The organism is Kosakonia sp. SOY2 (genome assembly GCF_027109175.1).
GTDB lineage: Bacteria > Pseudomonadota > Gammaproteobacteria > Enterobacterales > Enterobacteriaceae > Kosakonia.
This window is the reverse complement of sequence record NZ_JAPVXH010000005.1, coordinates 116252-133236: the sequence shown is the minus strand read 5'-3', so window position 1 is coordinate 133236 and position 16985 is coordinate 116252. Positions and strand designations below refer to the sequence as shown.

The window sequence follows — 16985 nt, the reverse complement described above, 5'->3', positions numbered from 1 at the left end:
ACAACACTGTGTGGGGGAACTCGCTTCAGATAACGGAGGATATCACCGTGCAACGCGAAGACGTTTTGAGTCAAACTTTGCAATTACTTGAATTAAGAGGGATTGCGGACACCACTCTTGAAATGGTTGCCGAGCGCATCGACTATCCCATCGATGAGTTCCGCCGTTTCTGGCCAGACAAAGAGGCGCTGCTGTATGACGCGCTGCGTTACCTCAGCCAGCAGGTAGATGTCTGGCGCAGGCAACTGCTGCTGGACGAAACGCTCAGCAATGAGCAAAAACTGCTGGCGCGCTACGGGGCGCTCACCGAATGTGTGAGCAATAACCGCTATCCGGGTTGCTTGTTTATTGCCGCCTGCACCTTCTTCCCGGATCCGGCGCACCCGATCCACCAGCTTGCGGATCAGCAAAAGCGCGACGCGCATGATTTCACCCATCAGCTGCTGACGCAGTTAGAAGTGGACGATCCGGCGATGGTGGCGAAGCAGATGGAGCTGGTGCTGGAGGGCTGTCTGAGCCGGATGCTGGTTAACCGCAGCCAGGCCGATGTCGATACGGCCCAGCGGCTGGCGGAAGATATTCTGCGTTTTGCCCGCTGCCGCCAGGGCGGCGCGCTGACCTAAGCGCCCAGAAATCCCGCCCAGGCGGAAAGCAACAGGCACAGTGCCATCACACGCTGAAACCAGAGTAGCGATGTGGTGGTGCGAAACAGCCGGTTGACCGCCTTGCCGAGCAGCGTCCACGCGCTCAGGCACAGCAGAGAGATCAACAAAAACCACAGTGACAGTAACGACACCTCGCGCAAAGGATGCGCGCCGTGCGGGGCAAACAGGCTTACCACCGCCAGCGCCATCATCCAGGTTTTCGGGTTAATCAGTTGCAGCATCGCCGCCGCACGGCCGCTAAACGGTCGCTGCGCTTCGCCCTGCAAATCGGCCGCGGGCGCGGTAAATAATTGCCAGCTCAGCCAGCTTAACCACAACGCGCCTGCCCAGCTCATCACCTCACGTACCAGCGGATAGCTGCGCAGCACTTCACCCGCGCCCGCGCCGGAGATAAAGACAATCAGGCTGGCCGCCACGCAGGCGCTCACCACCGCAGGCAACGTCGCTTTGATGCCAAAGCGCTGGCTGCTGGTCAGGATCAAAATGTTGGTTGGGCCAGGAGTAATCGACGCCACAAACGCGAAGAGTAAAAACGGCAGATAGCTATAAAACAGGTTCACAGGCAGGCTCCTTATTAATGAGCCTTAGACTGTCGCGTTATTTGCTGTCGTCGTCTGGAAGATTTGTGCACAGCCTGCGGTAGTGCGCGGGCGAGAGGCGATATGCGCGCTGAAACCAGCGCCCAAGATGGCTTTGATCGGCAAATCCCAGCGCGGCAGCAACGCTTGCTGGCGTCTCCCCTTTCGCCAGCTGCGAACGTGCGGTGGCGAGCCGCAGTTGGATCAGCCAGGCGTGCGGGCTTAAATGGAACTCGCGTTTAAAACAGCGCGTCAGTGTAAAGCGATCGGTTCCCGTTTCGCGCGCCAGATCCGAAAGGCCAACGTTATCGCCAATGTGCGCATGCAGATAATCACGCGCACGGTGTGCAATGGCTGTGCTTTGCAATTGCGACGGCAGCCGTTTGCGCCACTGGCAATGGTGCGTAAGCTGGCTGAGCAGCCCATCCATGGCGCTTTGCTGGATGATGCGCATCTCTTCGCTGTGCAGTGCGTAAAAGGTCCTGGCAATCGCGCGGATCAATTGCGGTTCCCTGGCAATAGTGTGGGAAAAATGCAGTGAATAGCTGGACGGCACCGATTCATACAGGCCGCGTAATGTGTCGCTGAGCCAGCGATCATCAAGGTAAAAGGTCAGATAGGTAAACCCGCCTTCTACCGGGGCATCCCCATCGTGGATCTCACCCGGCTCCAGTAGAAAGGCATCGCCCGGCGTGCTGCGGTGGCGCTCCCGCCGACAGTGAAACTGCTGCGTACCGGAAAGCGTAATGCCCACCAGGTAGCTATCGTGCCAGTGCGGATCGTAAGCGTGCCCTTCAAAATGCGCGCGGATGGTTTCAATACCCGTGTCCGCGTGTTGCCGCAGTTCCAGCCAGTCTTTCGCCATATCGCCTCCAAAGTGCCACCGGAAGTTAGCATTCATATCTTTAAGGTAAAAGTCTGGAAGATTTGTGCAATGGTCGATTTGTGCCGCGCAATTGCTCAGATTGCCGTAAAGTTGAGCAACTGGATAGAATTGAAGGAAATAAAGTTGACGCCTTAAGACGATTAAGGTTTAATGCGCCCCGTTGCCCGGATAGCTCAGTCGGTAGAGCAGGGGATTGAAAATCCCCGTGTCCTTGGTTCGATTCCGAGTCCGGGCACCACTATTTAAAGAACCCGCCCAAAAGGCGGGTTTTTGTTTCGGAAATGCGGACTCTTCATCGAACTGCGTTCGATTATTCGCCGCGCATGTTCATTAACCGACCCTGCACCATGCGGCTCTTCGCCACGCTGGAATGATTTTCAGCGCACCCGACCTTTCATTGCTCTCTCCTTTCCCGCCACATTGTTCTACTGGAAATCGCAGCACCTTGTTTTTCCCTGCGATCGCGTCAATAGTGTCGTTTTTCCTGAAACGGATATTCCTATGGTTAAGAGCGTGAATCGCGCGTCGCTGTCTGCGGCGGCGCTGGTGCTGTTAGTGATCCTTATCTATACCGGCTGGTTTGCCAAAGACCGTGTGACCTGGCTGATGGAAGTGGTTCCGGTAATGGTTGTCGTGCCATTGTTGCTCGTCACCTGGCGCCGTTATCCGCTGACATCGCTGCTGTATGTGCTGATCTTTTTCCACGCCATTATTCTGATGGTCGGCGGCATGTATACCTACGCGAAAGTCCCGGTTGGTTTTGATGTGCAACATCTTTTTGGGCTGAGCCGTAACCCGTATGACAAACTCGGCCACTTCTTTCAGGGGCTGGTGCCGGCGCTTGCTGCCAGAGAAATACTGCTGCGCGGGCAATATGTGCGGGGCGGGAAGATGCTCGACTTTATCGTCTGCTGCATTGCGCTGGCGATTAGCGCCACCTATGAATTAATTGAATGGTGGGCGGCGCTGGCTATGGGCCAGGGCGCGGATGAGTTTCTCGGCACCCAGGGCGATCCGTGGGATACCCAGTCGGATATGTTCTGCGCCCTGCTTGGCGCGCTGACTACGGTGCTGGTTCTGGGGCGCTGGCACAAACGCCAGCTCAACGTATAAGACAAAGCGCGGCGAAGACTGGAGCCAATGGTATTCGCCGCCTATACTCCGGAGATTCCCCCCAACGCCCGCACACCTATGACCATGCAACTTCTCACCCGTGACTGGCGCTTACCCGCCGCCGTTGCCCTGCTGGCGATGGTGCTGGCTGCTGCCTTCGTTTTACATGCGCACTGGGCGGCCTTTTTGCAATGGTGCCTGGCAACGCAAATCACCCTGCACCGCTATCTGGTGATGTATTTACTGCAACTGAACAACCACCAGTACAGCGGCGGCTTATGGCTGCTGACCGGCGCGTTCTTTTATGGCGTGCTGCACGCGATTGGCCCAGGCCACGGCAAATTCATCGTTACCACCTGGCTTAGCACCAACAACGAAAGCCAGATTGCGGCGCGCGTCGTTCCCGTGCTGGGCAGCCTGATGCAAGGCGTCAGCGCTATTCTGTTCGTCTTTATTCTGGCGGTCGGTTTCAACCTTGCCGCAGGCGATCTCAGTGAAAGCCGTTGGTACGTTGAGAAAATAAGCGCGGTGATGATTGGCGGTTTCGGCGCGTATGTCGTCTGGAATGCACTCAAAACCCTGCAGCCACGAAAACTGGCAATCCGCTCACTGGCTCCCGCACATCAGCACGACGATCATTGCGGCTGCGGTCATCACGGCGTTGGCATGAGCACGCAAGGCGACTGGAAAACGCGTCTTGGTGTGATCCTCGCTATTGGCGCACGCCCGTGCAGCGGTGCGATCATGATTTTGCTTTTCGCCAATGCGCTCGGCATCGTGAGTTGGGGCATTGCGGCGGTGATGACCATGGCGGTCGGCACGGCACTGTCGATCGCCGGATTGTCGCTGGCGGTGCGCTATGCGCGTAACAGCACGGCGGCGTTTTTTGGCGGTGAGGCAAGCACATTACACAAGTTCGTTCCGGTGCTGAAAATCGCCGGTGGCGTGGCGCTGATCCTGTTCGCGCTGGTGCTGTTTTTAACGGTTATTCCGGTGAGTGCAAACGGAGATTATATTGCGGCGGGATGCTAAAAATCCCGGATGACCGCGCCATCCGGGATTGGCATTACTCGTTGATTTTTGGATGTTGCTGCACCAGGCGAGCACGTTTTTCCTGCAACTGAGCGATCTCCTCATCGATATCTTCGATTTTCTGCTCAATGTTATCGTGATGTTCCTGCAAGATTTCCCGCGCTTCCTGCAGATCCGACGCCGCCGGGGTCGCTCCTTTCAGCGGTAGATTCGCTGTCTCTTTCATCGTCAGGCCAGTAATCAGGCCAATCACCGCAACCACCATCAGGTAATAGGCAGGCATCAGCAGATTGGCTGAACTTTCCACCAGCCAGGCCGTCAGCGTCGGCGTCAAACCGGCAATCAGGATAGAGATGTTGAACGCGCTTGCCAGCGCGCTGTAGCGAATATGCGTCGGGAACATCGCTGGCAACGTTGACGCCATCACGCCGGTAAAGCAGTTCAGCACCACCGCCAGCATCAGCAGACCCGCGAAGATCAGGCCAATAATGTTGCTGTTAATCATGATGAAGGCCGGGATCGCCAGCACAAACAGCGCAATGCTGCCCAGAATAACAAACGGACGGCGGCCAAAGCGGTCGCTCAACAGCCCCATTACCGGCTGCACAAACAGCATACCAATCATGATAGCAATGATGATCAGCACGCCGTGGTCTTCGGAATAGTGCAGGTTATGCGACAGGTAACTTGGCATATACGTCAGCAGCATGTAGTAGGTCACGTTGGTGGAAATCACCAGACCAATACAGGCCAGCAGGCTGCGCCAGTGTTTGGTCGCAATCTCTTTAAATGAGACTTTCGGCCCATCCTGCAACCCCTGGCGATCGCCCTGCTCCAGTTTGTCGACGTGCTGCTGGAAGGCAGGCGTCTCTTCCAGTGCGTGGCGCAGATAGAGACCGATTAACCCCAGCGGGAGCGCCAGGAAGAACGGGATACGCCAGCCCCAGTCGAGGAAGTTCTCCTCACCGACAATGGTAGAGAGCAGAACGACGACGCCCGCGCCGAGCACAAAACCGGCGATGGAACCAAAATCCAGCCAGCTGCCCATAAAGCCGCGTTTTCGGTCCGGCGAGTATTCGGCGACAAAGATGGATGCCCCGGTATATTCGCCGCCCACCGAAAAGCCCTGCGCCATCTTACACAGCAGCAGTAAAATCGGCGCCCAGATACCAATGGTGGCATACGACGGGATCAGACCAATACAGAAGGTACTGACGGACATGATCACTATCGTTATTGCGAGGATTTTTTGTCGGCCGTATTTATCGCCCAACATGCCGAAGAACAGGCCGCCCAACGGACGAATCAGGAACGGAACCGAGAAGGTCCCAAGCGCAGCAATCATCTGCACGCTGGGGTTTGCATCGGGGAAGAACACCTTACCAAGGGCGTAGGCGACAAAGCCGTAAACGCCGAAATCAAACCACTCCATGGCGTTACCCAACGATGCGGCAGTAATCGCTTTACGCAATTTGCCATCATCGATAATGGTTACATCACGCAAGGTGATGGGTTTAATTTTTTTCCTTTTTAGCATGCATCTATTCCTCTTTAGACTTTCGCCCTGAACCGCCCGGCGTACTCTCCCTGCCGGGCGTTTTAAATGGCTTTTCAGCCTTCCTGTTCAAGCGTAGCAGGTTTACTTACACGGACTGTTTAAAGCCTGTACAACCGAACCTGTTGACGCCTGCCGGGCAGTGAATGACCTTTTTACCCTAACAGGGTTTAAAAATGTGATCAAATTCACATAGTTTTACCACGCAATAATCCTCCTCACAGTTTTAACGCTTTTTCTCTCATCGGGAATAAGAAACATCTAATGCGCAGCAGGCTAAAAATATGCCGGTAATCACCGTCGTGATTATTATCTTCCTTGCCATCTCCCCCATATATTTCTTCACAACTCATTTACAGCAAAAATAAATAAACAAATATCAGATTATCTTTACGCAAAATATGTGATCGGCGTAACTAAAACATTGTTTCATTCTTATTGAATAGATATTCCATTGATCGGATGATAACGACATAACCCCGCAGAGTGGCGCAACATAGCGTCTTTAAATGCGGCGACCAGCGGCAATCGATAGCGAGTGCCCTGCCTGAGAAATTCTTTAATGAATTGAAAATATTCACTATTAATTTTTAGCTTTCCTCGTTCATGGCAATGACGAGCAGTGAGGATTTATTATGAAAATCAAGGCCACGATAGAACGCATTCCTGGCGGGATGATGCTGGTTCCGCTGCTGTTAGGCGCAATGTTGAATACGCTGGCACCGGATACCGGTGCTTATTTTGGCTCATTCACTAAAGGGATGATTACCGGCACAGTACCCATTCTTGCGGTGTGGTTTTTCTGTATTGGCGCATCCATTGATTTACGCGCTACCGGCACCGTTTTACGTAAATCCGGCACACTGGTGCTGACTAAAATTGCCGTCGCCTGGGTAGTGGCGATGATCGCCGCGTCGTTTATTCCGGACACCGGCATCCAGACCGGATTCTTTGCCGGGCTTTCTGTGCTGGCGCTGGTATCCGCCATGGATATGACCAACGGCGGTCTGTACGCGAGCCTGATGAACCAGTACGGCAGCAAAGAGGAGTCTGGCGCGTTTGTGTTGATGTCGTTGGAATCCGGCCCGCTGATGACCATGGTGATCCTCGGCTCCGCCGGTCTGGCCTCGTTTGAGCCGCACCACTTTGTCGGCGCCGTGCTGCCGTTCCTGATTGGTTTCGCGCTCGGTAACCTCGATCATGATTTGCGCGCTTTCTTCAGTAAAGCAACGCCGGTGCTGATCCCGTTCTTCGGCTTCGCGCTGGGTAACACCATCAACCTGAGCGTTATCATGCAAACCGGCCTGCTGGGCATCTTCCTCGGCGTTGCGGTGATTATCATCACCGGTATTCCGCTGATTATCGCCGACCGTGTAATCGGTGGCGGCAACGGAACGGCAGGTGTGGCAGCCTCTTCTGCGGCAGGCGCGGCGGTGGCGAACCCGGTGATTATCGCGCAGATTAACCCGGCATTTGAACCGGTTGCCGCATCCGCAACCGCGCTGGTCGCCGCAAGTGTGATAGTGACGGCCATTCTGGTGCCGATTATCACTGCGCTGTATGCGAAACGCTTCGGTCATGTGCCGCACGCGAAAGAGGAAGCAGAGAACCCGATCGAGTCGACAGGACACTAAAGATGCTCGATCAAAAAAGCCCCTGACGGGGCTTTTTTATTGCCAGTTGAAAAGCGCATCCGGCGGGCGTGATCCGCAAGAGTTGGCTTTGCCATGCTCCCGCGCATGACCGGGAGAAAATGCCCGTTGCGGGTTTTGATTACCCCTCTCACTGTTACTCAACGCTGTCTTTATAGAGGGATGTTTACGGGTATGAAAGCGGGTTACTCACCAAACACTTCGTCCACCATCGCCGTCGCGATGCGTGTCGCGGAACAGAGCCGCGGCATGCCGAGCGCCACCGTTTGCCAGCTCTGGGTGACAGACCAGCAGATCGGATGGCGTTCAGTATCACACCAGTCGCCAAGCCAGCCGAGTAAATCTTTATAGTCCATCAATCCTGGCGTCGAAGGTGTCGCCAGCCATTGGTGGTAGAAATGTCGGGTTGCCGGCGAAGCATTAATCCCCTGCGCCAGAAAGTCGGCAGCCATCGCGCGCAGATTATCTTTCAGCATCGTCGCCACACCTTCATTCGCCAGGCGGCAGGCATCACCAAACGCCCCCCAGCGCAACTCTTCCAGCGCGATGTAGCAGCGTCCGGCCATCGACCAGCCGTTGTAATTCCCGGCGCGCCAGTGGGCAAAAACTTGCTCGCTATGGTTGCCCGCCTGTACGGCCAGTCCGCGCTGGGTCAGCGCTTTCTCTTTCCACGCCGCACGTTGGCTGAAATGCTCAACCAGCTCGTCATATTGCTGCTGCACGCCAGGCGTCGCGTTGGCAGGACGGCGCTCCGCTTGTTGCAATGCCGCCAGCCGCTCGGTAATGCGGGTTAATGCCAGATATCCCGGATCAAGCATGCTGGCCAGTTTTTCCGCCAGCCCCAGACGCAGCGCGTCGTTTTCATTTAATACGCCAGACATTGCCCACGGGCGCAGTTGCGTTTGCGCCATGATCTCCTGCGTCAGCCGCTCACGAAACAACTGCTGTTGAGGCACAATCGGCGTCTGGCGCGGCGCATCAACGCCCTGCACCAAATCCACGATAAATTTCGGGTGAATACACTCAAGTACGCGCCCCGGGCCGTCCAGTAGTCGATTTTTCATGGTAGATCTGCCGCGAAGAGGGTTTGTATATCATCGCGTAACAGGCGTGCGTCCTCATGGATCCAATTGGCCGTCCTGATGCTCTGCTGCAACTGCTGGCGCAACGCCAACACTGACGACTCGTTCTGCTGTCGTATCGCCAGGCTGTCACGCAAACTTTCCTGTAGTCCCGCGAGACTTAACGAGAACTCGGCAAAAAATGTCGCCATTCCCGCCGTAACAGAAACATCGACCTGCGCGCTTAAAGCTTTACGAATTTGTTCACAAAAATGAGCAACATGGTCGATGAGTTTCTTATTTAACGCCGTAAGGTCGATCACGTAGCGGGTACGCGTGGCGACATAATCGTCCCAGCCCCAGCTGGGGTTGTTGAGCCAGCGCGACACAGTTTCCCGCATGCTGCCAGCGCGCGGCGCCTGCCCGGCAGGCAAATCTTGCGGCGCGATCACATTGGTAAACAACGAACGGGCGTTAAAGTTGAGCGCGCTTGCCTGGAACGCCGGGAAACTGATACGGGCGCGAAAACCGGCGTGCGTAAGTTCCTCTTTAATACGGGTTTCGATGGGGCGCATCGCATCGTTCAACGAGCGCGCCAGCGTATTTTCCAGTTCGTCGAAACGCTGTGCCAGCTCACGGCTGATGCGCTCCTGCGCCGCGACTAAAATCGTCTCGCACACCGAGCGGATTTTACTGAGCGCGACCTGCGCCTGGCCTTCATTTTCCAGCACCAGTTGCCCCGGCGCGAAATGTTCATCGAAACGCAGGTCGGCATGGCTTTCTCTGACCATTGTCATTAACTGACCATCATGGAACCAGGCATCAATGGCTTCGACAATTTCAAATTGCTGGCCATGAATATAAATTTCGGCTGCGGCGAGCGCCTCTTCCACTTCATGTTCAATTTCATCGCTAACGCCTTCTTGGCAGCTACGCAGCAGCGCCATGTCCTCTTCCAGCCGGGAGATGTTTTGCTCCAGCTTTTCATAGGCCACGGTTAATCCCTGATAGCGAAAATCAAGGTACTCGCGGGCGCTTTGGGTGTAGTTCAGCAGCTTATGCGACGCCGAACGCAGCGCATAAAGCGAGGCGTTCGCGTGTGCGGCATGCAGCAGTGTGCGAATCGGTTTTTCAAACAGCGAATCTTCCCACAGCAGATCGGCGGCATGGCGGATATGCTCAATATCCTCTAAATCGGCGTTGCGCCAGCGGCGTCCGAGCGCGGCTTCGGCAAAGTCCTGCACCCAGCGCTGCTCTTGCGGATCCGGCAAACGCCCCTGGTGCTGCAACTCATGGCGGGCGCGGTTCGCCAGATAGCCCCACATTGAAGAGACCGGGAAAATCTGGGTCGGGTTAATGTTTCCTTTCATTAACGTACCGGAAATCAGCGCCTTCACCTGATCTTCATCGTCGCTGTTGCGATCTTTTTGATCGAATTTATTCACCAGTGCGTACAGCGGCACCGAACGGCCGACCGAGGAGATCGCGCGGCGCACTTCCTCATCAGAGATGGATTTAAGCTGTGTGTAGTCCATCACCGCCAGCACCGCCGAAGCGCGCGCCAGTTGCTCGCTGAGCATTTTTTGCAGATGTGGCTGCCCGGCTTCATTCGGCCCGGGGGTATCCAGCAGTGTCAGTTGGCCCAGTTGATTATCGAGCCCGGCCAGATGCACAAACTCCACCTCAATCACCGGAATGTGTTCAATCGCCGCATACGCGGAAAAGGGGAAGTCCACATCCAGCGCTTTGGAGAGGCGCACCAGATCATTGAGGCTTTTCAGGCAGTGGAAGATCGGCTGTGCGCCCAGATAGTGCTTATCAAAAGCATCGCCTTGCGCAATACGATCCAGCAGCGCGGCCATGTCTTTATCGATTTCAATTTTTTGCGCCAGCTTTTCACGGTTGTAATTAAAAAGCCGCGTCTGAAGCTGTTGCGCAAGCGCGTCGATAGGCCCGACGTGAGAAAAGTGCAGCACCGGCTCTTTTTGACCAGGCGTGTGGCGAATAAGGGTGGGCAGCGCGGTCATCGGCCGGTTGCGGTTGGGCAGCACTTCCGTGCCGACAATCGCGTTGATGGTGGTCGACTTTCCTGCCTTCATGGTACCGACAATCGCCAGTACCATTTCCAGCCGGGTAATTTTCCGTAATTCGTTATGCAGCGTCGCCTGCTGCGCTTCAACGCCGCGCGCGCTGAAATGCAACGGCAAAACATTGGCGTTTTCCGCCTTACCGGTGGCGTTCGTCTCATCAAACGTCGCCGTCGGTATTTTTTTTAAAGCCTGGAGATTGTGCAAGGAAAGTTGCAACAATCTTTCTGCTTCCTGGCTTAATTCAAAAATTGTTTGTGTGTGCATGTCAAAAGTCTTTCCTTAACGCAAATTTTCTTACTTTTATTTAGCCGGAATGTTTTATTAGTGAAGTTTCGGCTTTTATAATTACGTGTGGAAAATATCTTCGAAAAGATAAACGCCTGATGATACTCAGGAAAATATATATTTTTTTTCTCAAAAAATGACAGCGGCGCAACTCCGGTGATAAAAACCAGAGAGTTTGAGCTTAGCTCATTTTCAGGAACAACCAGGATATATCATCATTTATTTACCCACCCAATTTGAGAGGTAATAACCACCATTGCTGGCAGCGTAGCAGGCATGACAGTTCGGGTTCGAATTACACCAGATACTACACGCCACCTTATATGAATTAGTAAATGCTGGCAATTTCCACCAGAAAATAATCTAAATAACTGGTGTAAGAATTTACTCATCATGTTTCAGGGATAAGCATCGCTTAACCGAATGACAGGTTGTGTCACTACTTTCATCTTTTTATGTTTTTTCTGAAAAAAATAATAACAACGGCAACTGTACGGTTTTGCTGTATAATCGCAGCCTTTCTGGCGCTGAGCCTTTGTGCGGTTTATCCCGCTCTGTATGTACTTTTGAGGAACTCCCTATGCAACTCCCCCACTGCCCAAAATGTAATTCCGAATACACCTATGAAGATAATGGCATGTTCATTTGCCCGGAATGCGCCCACGAGTGGAACGATGCGGAACCTGCTCACGATGCAGATGAATTAATCGTCAAAGATGCTAACGGCAATCTTTTAGCCGATGGTGATACCGTCACCGTAATTAAAGACTTGAAAGTAAAAGGCAGTTCTTCAATGTTGAAGATTGGCACCCGGGTAAAAAATATTCGTCTGGTGGAAGGCGATCATAATATCGATTGTAAAATCGACGGTTTTGGTCCAATGAAACTCAAATCTGAATTTGTTAAAAAGAATTGATGTTTTGACGGGAAGCATTCGCTTCCCGTCTGGTTTACTTTTTCCCGCAGCGACTACACTTTATGGCAGATTTCGTTACCCGAGGTAATGATTATGCCGCTCAGTCCCTACATCTCTTTTTCTGGCCAGTGCCAGCAGGCCATCGAGTTTTACCAACAGGTACTCCATGCCGAATTAACCTACAAGATAACATTTGGTGAAATGCCTAAATCTCCGCAAGAGAGCAATAGCGATGAAAGCTGCGCTGCGGGTCAGGCTTTCGCCGATAACGATATTGCCCATGCGAATTTACGCATTGCCGGTAGCGAAATCATGATGAGCGACGGCAGGCAAAACAGCGGGGATTACAGCGGTTTTACCTTAAGTCTCGCCACACAGGATGTCGATCAAGGCAAAGCCTGGTTCGACGCGCTTGCCGCCGACGGGCGCGTCACCATGCCGTGGCAGGAGACATTCTGGGCGCACGGTTTTGGCATGGTGACTGATAAATTCGGCATTCCCTGGATGGTGAATGTCGCCAAAGCACCGCCCGCCGCTTAATCTCTTCATTTAACTTGATATCTTTATTGAAAAAGGAGCCAGCGGCTCCTTTTTCATTTTCATACCGCCATACGGCTTCTCCTTGTTTGCCAAGATTCATCCCGGCGCAATCACCGCATAACCAAAATGCAACATTTGCACTTCACGATAAGACCACTTTTTACCTGGCCCGCGGAGCTACTATGAGCATGCACTTGTCCAGACATCCGACCAGCTACCCCACGCGCTATCAGGAAATCGCCGCAAGGTTAGAGCAGGAACTGCGCAGCAACTATCGCTGCGGTGACTGGCTGCCTGCAGAACAACAACTGGCCACGCGCTTTGAGGTTAACCGCCACACACTGCGCCGCGCGATCGATCAACTGGTGGAAAAAGGCTGGGTACAGCGCCGCCAGGGCGTTGGCGTGATGGTGCTAATGCGCCCGTTCGACTACCCCCTCAATGCACAGGCGCGCTTTAGCCAAAACCTGCTCGATCAAGGCAGCCATCCCACCAGCGAACGTCTGCTGACGGTGCTGCGTCCGGCGTCGCAACACGTCGCCGATGCATTAGGCATCCAGGAGGGCGACAACGTGATTCACCTGCGCACTCGCCGTCGGGTGAATGGCGTGGCGCTGTGCCTTATCGATCACTATTTCTCCGATCTGCAGTTATGGCCGCTGCTGCAACAGTTTGACAGCGGTTCGCTGCATGACTTTTTACGTGAACAGGCCGGGGTCAGCCTGAAACGCACCCAGACGCGCATCAGCGCCCGTCGCGCGCAAGTTAAAGAGAGCCGCTGGCTGGAGATCCCCAATATGGCGCCGCTGCTCTGCGTGCGCACCCTCAACCATCGTGAAGGCGAGGTCAACGCCACGGAATACTCCGTCAGCCTGACGCGCGCCGACATGATCGAATTCACCATGGAGCACTGAATGCATTTTGATACGCCAACCCGACAGCGCTGGATGGCCGCACTCGCGCACGCCACGCCGGAGATGCTGCGCGGCCGAATGCGCACGCTCGGACTCACCCCGGAATATGAACAGGTGCGCGCCCCGCAGACAGGCCTGGTGCAGATCCAGGCACGCATGGGCGCGACCGGCGATCGTTTCTTTCCCGGCGATGCAACATTAACGCGCGCGGTTATTCGCCTGGAATGCGGCACGCTCGGTTTCAGCTGGGTGCTCGGGCGCGATAAAGGCCACGCCGAACGTTGCGCCGTGTGTGATGCGCTGTTGCAGGACCCTTCCTATTTCCAGACGTTGATGGAAACCCTTATTACCCCGCTGGAAGCGGACCGCGCCGCGCGACTTACTGCGCGTCAGGCCGAAATCAACGCCAGCCGGGTCGACTTCTTTACGCTGGTTCGCGGAGATAACGCATGACCTTACAACCCGCTTTCGCGTCGGCGGTTCACGATGCCCAACACTGTTTTCGCCGTCTGTTAAAAGCCATGAGCGAGCCGGGTGTGATTGTCTCGCTGCCGCAGTTAAAACATGGCTGGCCGCCGCTCAACCCGGCCACCACCAGCGTATTGCTGACGCTTGCCGATAACGACACACCGATTTGGCTTTCCGCCGCCGTGGATAACGACCTCGTGCGTCAGAACCTGCGCTTTCACACCAACGCGCCGCTGGTCGATCAACCGCAACACTCGCTGTTCGCCATTGCCGATCACACCCTCAGCGCCGAGCAACTGAGCGCCCTGCCAGGCGGCACGGATATCAGCCCGGAAAGCAGCGCGACCCTGATTTTACAGCTCCCGGCACTGAGCGGCGGGCGCATGCTGCGCCTGACCGGGCCGGGCATTCTGGAAGAACGCATGGTTGCCCCGCAGTTGCCGGAGTGCATTACCGATGAGTTTACCGACCGCCCGCACTCGTTTCCGACAGGTATCGACGTGATCCTGACCTGCGGCGAACGCGCGCTGGCGATACCGAGAACCACGCTGGTGGAGGTGTACTGATGTACGTTGCTGTCAAGGGGGGCGAAAAGGCCATCGCCGCAGCCCACGCACTGCAGGAGCATAAACGCCGTGGCGACGCGGAGCTTTCGGAGCTGAGCGTTGCACAAATCGCCGACCAGTTGCACCTCGCGGTCGACCGCGTGATGACCGAAGGCGGCATTGCCGATCGGGAACTGGCGGCGCTGGCGTTAAAACAGGCGAGCGGCGATAACGTCGAAGCCATTTTTCTGCTGCGCGCTTACCGCACCACGCTGCCGCGCCTGGCGGTGAGCGAACCCATCGACAGCGCGAAAATGCGTTTAGAACGCCGTATCTCAGCGGTTTACAAAGATATTCCCGGCGGCCAGTTGCTTGGCCCCACGCACGATTACACCCACCGCCTGCTCGATTTCACCCTGCTCGCCGAAGGCGAAACGCCGACGCTCACCACGCGCGAAGCGCAGCAGGACGCCGCCCCGCACGTTTTCAGTTTGCTGGTCAACGAAGGGCTGGCAAAAGCCGAAGAAGATAGCGGCGCAACCCCGGACGACATTACCCGCAATCCGCCGGTTTACCCCTGTTCGCGCGCTTCACGTTTGCAGCAACTGGCGCGCGGCGATGAGGGTTACTTGCTGGCGCTCGCCTACTCCACTCAGCGCGGTTACGGGCGCAATCACCCGTTCGCCGGTGAGATCCGCAGCGGGTATATCGATGTGGAAATTGTGCCGGAAGAGCTGGGTTTTGCGGTCAACATCGGCGAACTGCTGGTAACCGAATGCGAAATGGTCAATGGCTTTGTCGCACCGCATGATGAGCCGCCACACTTTACCCGCGGCTACGGGCTGGTGTTCGGCATGAGCGAACGCAAAGCGATGGCGATGGCGCTGGTCGACCGCGCCCTGCAAGCCGCCGACTACGGCGAGCCGATTAAAAGCCCGGCGCAGGACGAAGAGTTTGTGCTGGCGCACGCGGATAACGTCGAAGCGGCAGGTTTTGTCTCGCATCTGAAACTCCCCCACTACGTTGATTTCCAGGCCGAACTGGATTTGCTCAGACAGCTGCAACAGGAGAAACATCGTGGCTAACGCGCTAACCGGTTACAACTTTGCTTTCCTTGATGAGCAAACCAAACGCATGATCCGCCGCGCGCTGCTTAAAGCAGTGGCGATCCCCGGTTATCAGGTGCCGTTTGGCGGGCGCGAAATGCCGATGCCCTATGGCTGGGGCACCGGCGGCATCCAGATCACCGCCAGCGTGATCGGTGAAGATGACGTGCTGAAAGTGATCGACCAGGGCGCGGACGATACCACCAACGCCGTCTCCATCCGCCAGTTCTTTACCCGCGTTACCGGCGTGGAAACCACCGAACGCACCGCCGACGCCACGCTGATTCAGACGCGTCATCGCATTCCCGAAACGCCGCTCAAAGAAGATCAAATTCTGATTTACCAGGTGCCGATCCCGGAACCGCTGCGCTTTATCGAGCCGCGCGAGACGGAAACCCGCACCATGCACGCGCTGGAAGAGTACGGCGTGATGCAGGTGAAGTTGTACGAAGATATTGCGCGTTTTGGCAACTTCACTACCCGCTACGCATGGCCGGTAAAAGTGAACGCCCGCTACGTGATGGACCCGTCGCCAATCCCGGCGTTCGATAACCCGAAAATGCACATGATGCCCGCCCTGCAACTGTTTGGCGCCGGGCGTGAAAAACGCATCTACGCCGTGCCGCCCTATACGCAGGTGGTGAGCCTCGATTTTGAGGATTACCCCTTCGCGCCGCAAAAGTGGGATCAGCCGTGTGCCATTTGTGGTTCCACCCATAGCTACCTGGATGAAGTGGTGCTGGATGATACCGGCACGCGCATGTTCGTCTGCTCCGACACCGATTTCTGCCGCCAACAGAGCGAGGCTTTACGCAAATGACCCAACCGCTGCTTTCGGTGACTCACCTTTCCCATCTTTATGCGCCAGGCAAGGGCTTTCAGGACGTCTCTTTCGATTTGTGGCCGGGCGAAGTGCTGGGCATTGTCGGTGAATCTGGCTCTGGCAAAACCACGCTGCTGAATGCCATTTCGGCGCGTCTGGTGCCCCAGCACGGCACCATTACGTACCAGGCGCGCGACCTCTACGCAATGAGCGAAGCCGAACGCCGTCGCCTACTGCGCACCGAGTGGGGCGTGGTCCATCAGCATCCGCTCGATGGTCTGCGCCGCCAGGTTTCCGCTGGCGGCAATATCGGCGAACGTCTGATGGCAACCGGGGCGCGGCATTACGGCGATATCCGTGACCGCGCTGAGCAGTGGCTCAGCGATGTCGAGATCCCGCCGTCACGCATCGACGATTTGCCTACCACTTTTTCCGGCGGCATGCAGCAACGTCTGCAAATTGCCCGTAACCTGGTCACCCGCCCGAAACTGGTGTTTATGGATGAGCCCACCGGCGGGCTGGATGTTTCCGTACAGGCGCGTTTGCTCGACCTGCTGCGCGGCCTGGTGGTGGAGATGAACCTCGCCGTGGTGATGGTGACCCATGATTTGGGCGTTGCGCGGCTGCTGGCGAACCGCTTGCTGGTGATGAAACAAGGTCAGGTGGTGGAAAGTGGGTTAACCGATCGGGTGCTCGACGATCCGCACCACCCTTACACCCAATTGCTGGTCTCCTCGGTATTGCAAAATTAAGGAG

The 16985-nt window shown here is 55.6% G+C and carries 17 protein-coding genes and 1 tRNA gene; 13 read left to right on the top strand and 5 right to left on the bottom strand.

Features of this window, described 5'->3' with window-relative positions:
- The first annotated feature begins 47 nt into the window (after nt 1–47).
- A complete protein-coding gene (locus O3S68_RS20735) occupies nt 48–623 on the top strand; it encodes a transcriptional regulator (RefSeq protein ID WP_017459204.1) in 576 nt (191 codons plus the stop codon).
- Here the strand turns inward: O3S68_RS20735 and O3S68_RS20730 are convergent.
- A complete protein-coding gene (locus O3S68_RS20730) occupies nt 620–1225 on the bottom strand; it encodes a LysE family translocator (RefSeq protein ID WP_114413851.1) in 606 nt (201 codons plus the stop codon). The two genes, O3S68_RS20735 and O3S68_RS20730, sit on opposite strands and share 4 nt — an antisense overlap.
- Nucleotides 1226–1262: 37 nt before the next feature.
- Nucleotides 1263–2108: an AraC family transcriptional regulator gene (locus tag O3S68_RS20725; RefSeq protein ID WP_020456201.1), complete on the bottom strand. Its 846-nt coding sequence runs from the start codon at nt 2106–2108 to the stop codon at nt 1263–1265.
- Nucleotides 2109–2291: 183 nt separating this feature from the next.
- On the opposite strand from O3S68_RS20725, the gene O3S68_RS20720 reads away from it, so the two are divergent.
- The 3 genes from O3S68_RS20720 to O3S68_RS20710 all read left to right on the top strand — a co-directional run bounded on the left by O3S68_RS20720 (nt 2292) and on the right by O3S68_RS20710 (nt 4274).
- A tRNA-Phe gene (locus tag O3S68_RS20720) sits at nt 2292–2367 on the top strand.
- Nucleotides 2368–2630: 263 nt separating this feature from the next.
- The gene (locus tag O3S68_RS20715; RefSeq protein ID WP_269232375.1) at nt 2631–3242 is read left to right on the top strand and encodes a DUF2238 domain-containing protein; all 612 of its coding nucleotides are present in this window, start codon (nt 2631–2633) and stop codon (nt 3240–3242) included.
- 78 nt (nt 3243–3320) lie between these two features.
- Nucleotides 3321–4274, top strand: a complete 954-nt coding sequence (locus O3S68_RS20710) for a nickel/cobalt transporter (RefSeq protein ID WP_269232374.1) — start codon at nt 3321–3323, stop codon at nt 4272–4274.
- Nucleotides 4275–4308: 34 nt separating this feature from the next.
- Here the strand turns inward: O3S68_RS20710 and proP are convergent, their stop codons facing one another.
- Nucleotides 4309–5811, bottom strand: a complete 1503-nt coding sequence (proP, locus tag O3S68_RS20705) for a glycine betaine/L-proline transporter ProP (protein ID WP_020456197.1) — start codon at nt 5809–5811, stop codon at nt 4309–4311.
- Nucleotides 5812–6464: 653 nt separating this feature from the next.
- Between proP and kdgT the strand changes: the two genes are divergently transcribed.
- Entirely contained in the window at nt 6465–7463 is a 999-nt protein-coding gene (kdgT, locus tag O3S68_RS20700; protein WP_020456196.1) for a 2-keto-3-deoxygluconate transporter, read from the top strand.
- A gap of 203 nt (nt 7464–7666) precedes the next feature.
- Here the strand turns inward: kdgT and O3S68_RS20695 are convergent, their stop codons facing one another.
- Together O3S68_RS20695 and crfC are read right to left on the bottom strand one after the other, a co-directional pair.
- Nucleotides 7667–8545 carry a diguanylate cyclase regulator RdcB family protein gene (locus tag O3S68_RS20695; protein WP_269232373.1) on the bottom strand — a complete coding sequence of 293 codons (879 nt, stop codon included), beginning with the start codon at nt 8543–8545 and terminating at the stop codon, nt 7667–7669.
- Entirely contained in the window at nt 8542–10896 is a 2355-nt protein-coding gene (crfC, locus tag O3S68_RS20690) for a clamp-binding protein CrfC (RefSeq protein ID WP_269232372.1), read from the bottom strand. Before crfC ends, O3S68_RS20695 begins: the two co-directional genes overlap by 4 nt.
- Nucleotides 10897–11497: 601 nt before the next feature.
- Between crfC and O3S68_RS20685 the strand changes: the two genes are divergently transcribed.
- The 8 genes from O3S68_RS20685 to phnK all read left to right on the top strand — a co-directional run bounded on the left by O3S68_RS20685 (nt 11498) and on the right by phnK (nt 16981).
- Nucleotides 11498–11833 carry a zinc ribbon domain-containing protein YjdM gene (locus O3S68_RS20685; RefSeq protein ID WP_045511864.1) on the top strand — a complete coding sequence of 112 codons (336 nt, stop codon included), beginning with the start codon at nt 11498–11500 and terminating at the stop codon, nt 11831–11833.
- Between the two features lie 93 nt (nt 11834–11926).
- Entirely contained in the window at nt 11927–12373 is a 447-nt protein-coding gene (gene yjdN, locus O3S68_RS20680) for a VOC family metalloprotein YjdN (RefSeq protein WP_269232371.1), read from the top strand.
- A 188-nt stretch (nt 12374–12561) separates the two neighbouring features.
- On the top strand, nt 12562–13287 hold the full coding sequence (phnF, locus tag O3S68_RS20675; RefSeq protein ID WP_269232439.1) for a phosphonate metabolism transcriptional regulator PhnF: 726 nt from the start codon (nt 12562–12564) through the stop codon (nt 13285–13287).
- On the top strand, nt 13288–13740 hold the full coding sequence (gene phnG / locus O3S68_RS20670; RefSeq protein ID WP_269232370.1) for a phosphonate C-P lyase system protein PhnG: 453 nt from the start codon (nt 13288–13290) through the stop codon (nt 13738–13740).
- A complete protein-coding gene (gene phnH, locus O3S68_RS20665; protein ID WP_045511859.1) occupies nt 13737–14321 on the top strand; it encodes a phosphonate C-P lyase system protein PhnH in 585 nt (194 codons plus the stop codon). The genes phnG and phnH overlap by 4 nt, the downstream gene beginning before the upstream one ends.
- Entirely contained in the window at nt 14321–15385 is a 1065-nt protein-coding gene (locus O3S68_RS20660; protein ID WP_160271322.1) for a carbon-phosphorus lyase complex subunit PhnI, read from the top strand. Before phnH ends, O3S68_RS20660 begins: the two co-directional genes overlap by 1 nt.
- Nucleotides 15378–16226: an alpha-D-ribose 1-methylphosphonate 5-phosphate C-P-lyase PhnJ gene (locus tag O3S68_RS20655; RefSeq protein ID WP_020456187.1), complete on the top strand. Its 849-nt coding sequence runs from the start codon at nt 15378–15380 to the stop codon at nt 16224–16226. Before O3S68_RS20660 ends, O3S68_RS20655 begins: the two co-directional genes overlap by 8 nt.
- A complete protein-coding gene (phnK, locus tag O3S68_RS20650; RefSeq protein WP_045511855.1) occupies nt 16223–16981 on the top strand; it encodes a phosphonate C-P lyase system protein PhnK in 759 nt (252 codons plus the stop codon). Before O3S68_RS20655 ends, phnK begins: the two co-directional genes overlap by 4 nt.
- Nucleotides 16982–16985 lie beyond the last annotated feature (4 nt).

What these genes read in the sequence shown, in the direction of transcription:
- O3S68_RS20725 (WP_020456201.1), bottom strand. Translation starts at nt 2,108, where the DNA reads ATGGCGAAAGACTGGCTGGAACTGCGGCAACACGCGGACACGGGTATT.
- O3S68_RS20715 (WP_269232375.1), top strand. Translation starts at nt 2,631, where the DNA reads ATGGTTAAGAGCGTGAATCGCGCGTCGCTGTCTGCGGCGGCGCTGGTG.
- O3S68_RS20710 (WP_269232374.1), top strand. Translation starts at nt 3,321, where the DNA reads ATGACCATGCAACTTCTCACCCGTGACTGGCGCTTACCCGCCGCCGTT.
- proP (WP_020456197.1), bottom strand. Translation starts at nt 5,811, where the DNA reads ATGCTAAAAAGGAAAAAAATTAAACCCATCACCTTGCGTGATGTAACC.
- kdgT (WP_020456196.1), top strand. Translation starts at nt 6,465, where the DNA reads ATGAAAATCAAGGCCACGATAGAACGCATTCCTGGCGGGATGATGCTG.
- O3S68_RS20695 (WP_269232373.1), bottom strand. Translation starts at nt 8,545, where the DNA reads ATGAAAAATCGACTACTGGACGGCCCGGGGCGCGTACTTGAGTGTATT.
- crfC (WP_269232372.1), bottom strand. Translation starts at nt 10,896, where the DNA reads ATGCACACACAAACAATTTTTGAATTAAGCCAGGAAGCAGAAAGATTG.
- O3S68_RS20685 (WP_045511864.1), top strand. Translation starts at nt 11,498, where the DNA reads ATGCAACTCCCCCACTGCCCAAAATGTAATTCCGAATACACCTATGAA.
- yjdN (WP_269232371.1), top strand. Translation starts at nt 11,927, where the DNA reads ATGCCGCTCAGTCCCTACATCTCTTTTTCTGGCCAGTGCCAGCAGGCC.
- phnF (WP_269232439.1), top strand. Translation starts at nt 12,562, where the DNA reads ATGCACTTGTCCAGACATCCGACCAGCTACCCCACGCGCTATCAGGAA.
- phnG (WP_269232370.1), top strand. Translation starts at nt 13,288, where the DNA reads ATGCATTTTGATACGCCAACCCGACAGCGCTGGATGGCCGCACTCGCG.
- phnH (WP_045511859.1), top strand. Translation starts at nt 13,737, where the DNA reads ATGACCTTACAACCCGCTTTCGCGTCGGCGGTTCACGATGCCCAACAC.
- O3S68_RS20660 (WP_160271322.1), top strand. Translation starts at nt 14,321, where the DNA reads ATGTACGTTGCTGTCAAGGGGGGCGAAAAGGCCATCGCCGCAGCCCAC.
- phnK (WP_045511855.1), top strand. Translation starts at nt 16,223, where the DNA reads ATGACCCAACCGCTGCTTTCGGTGACTCACCTTTCCCATCTTTATGCG.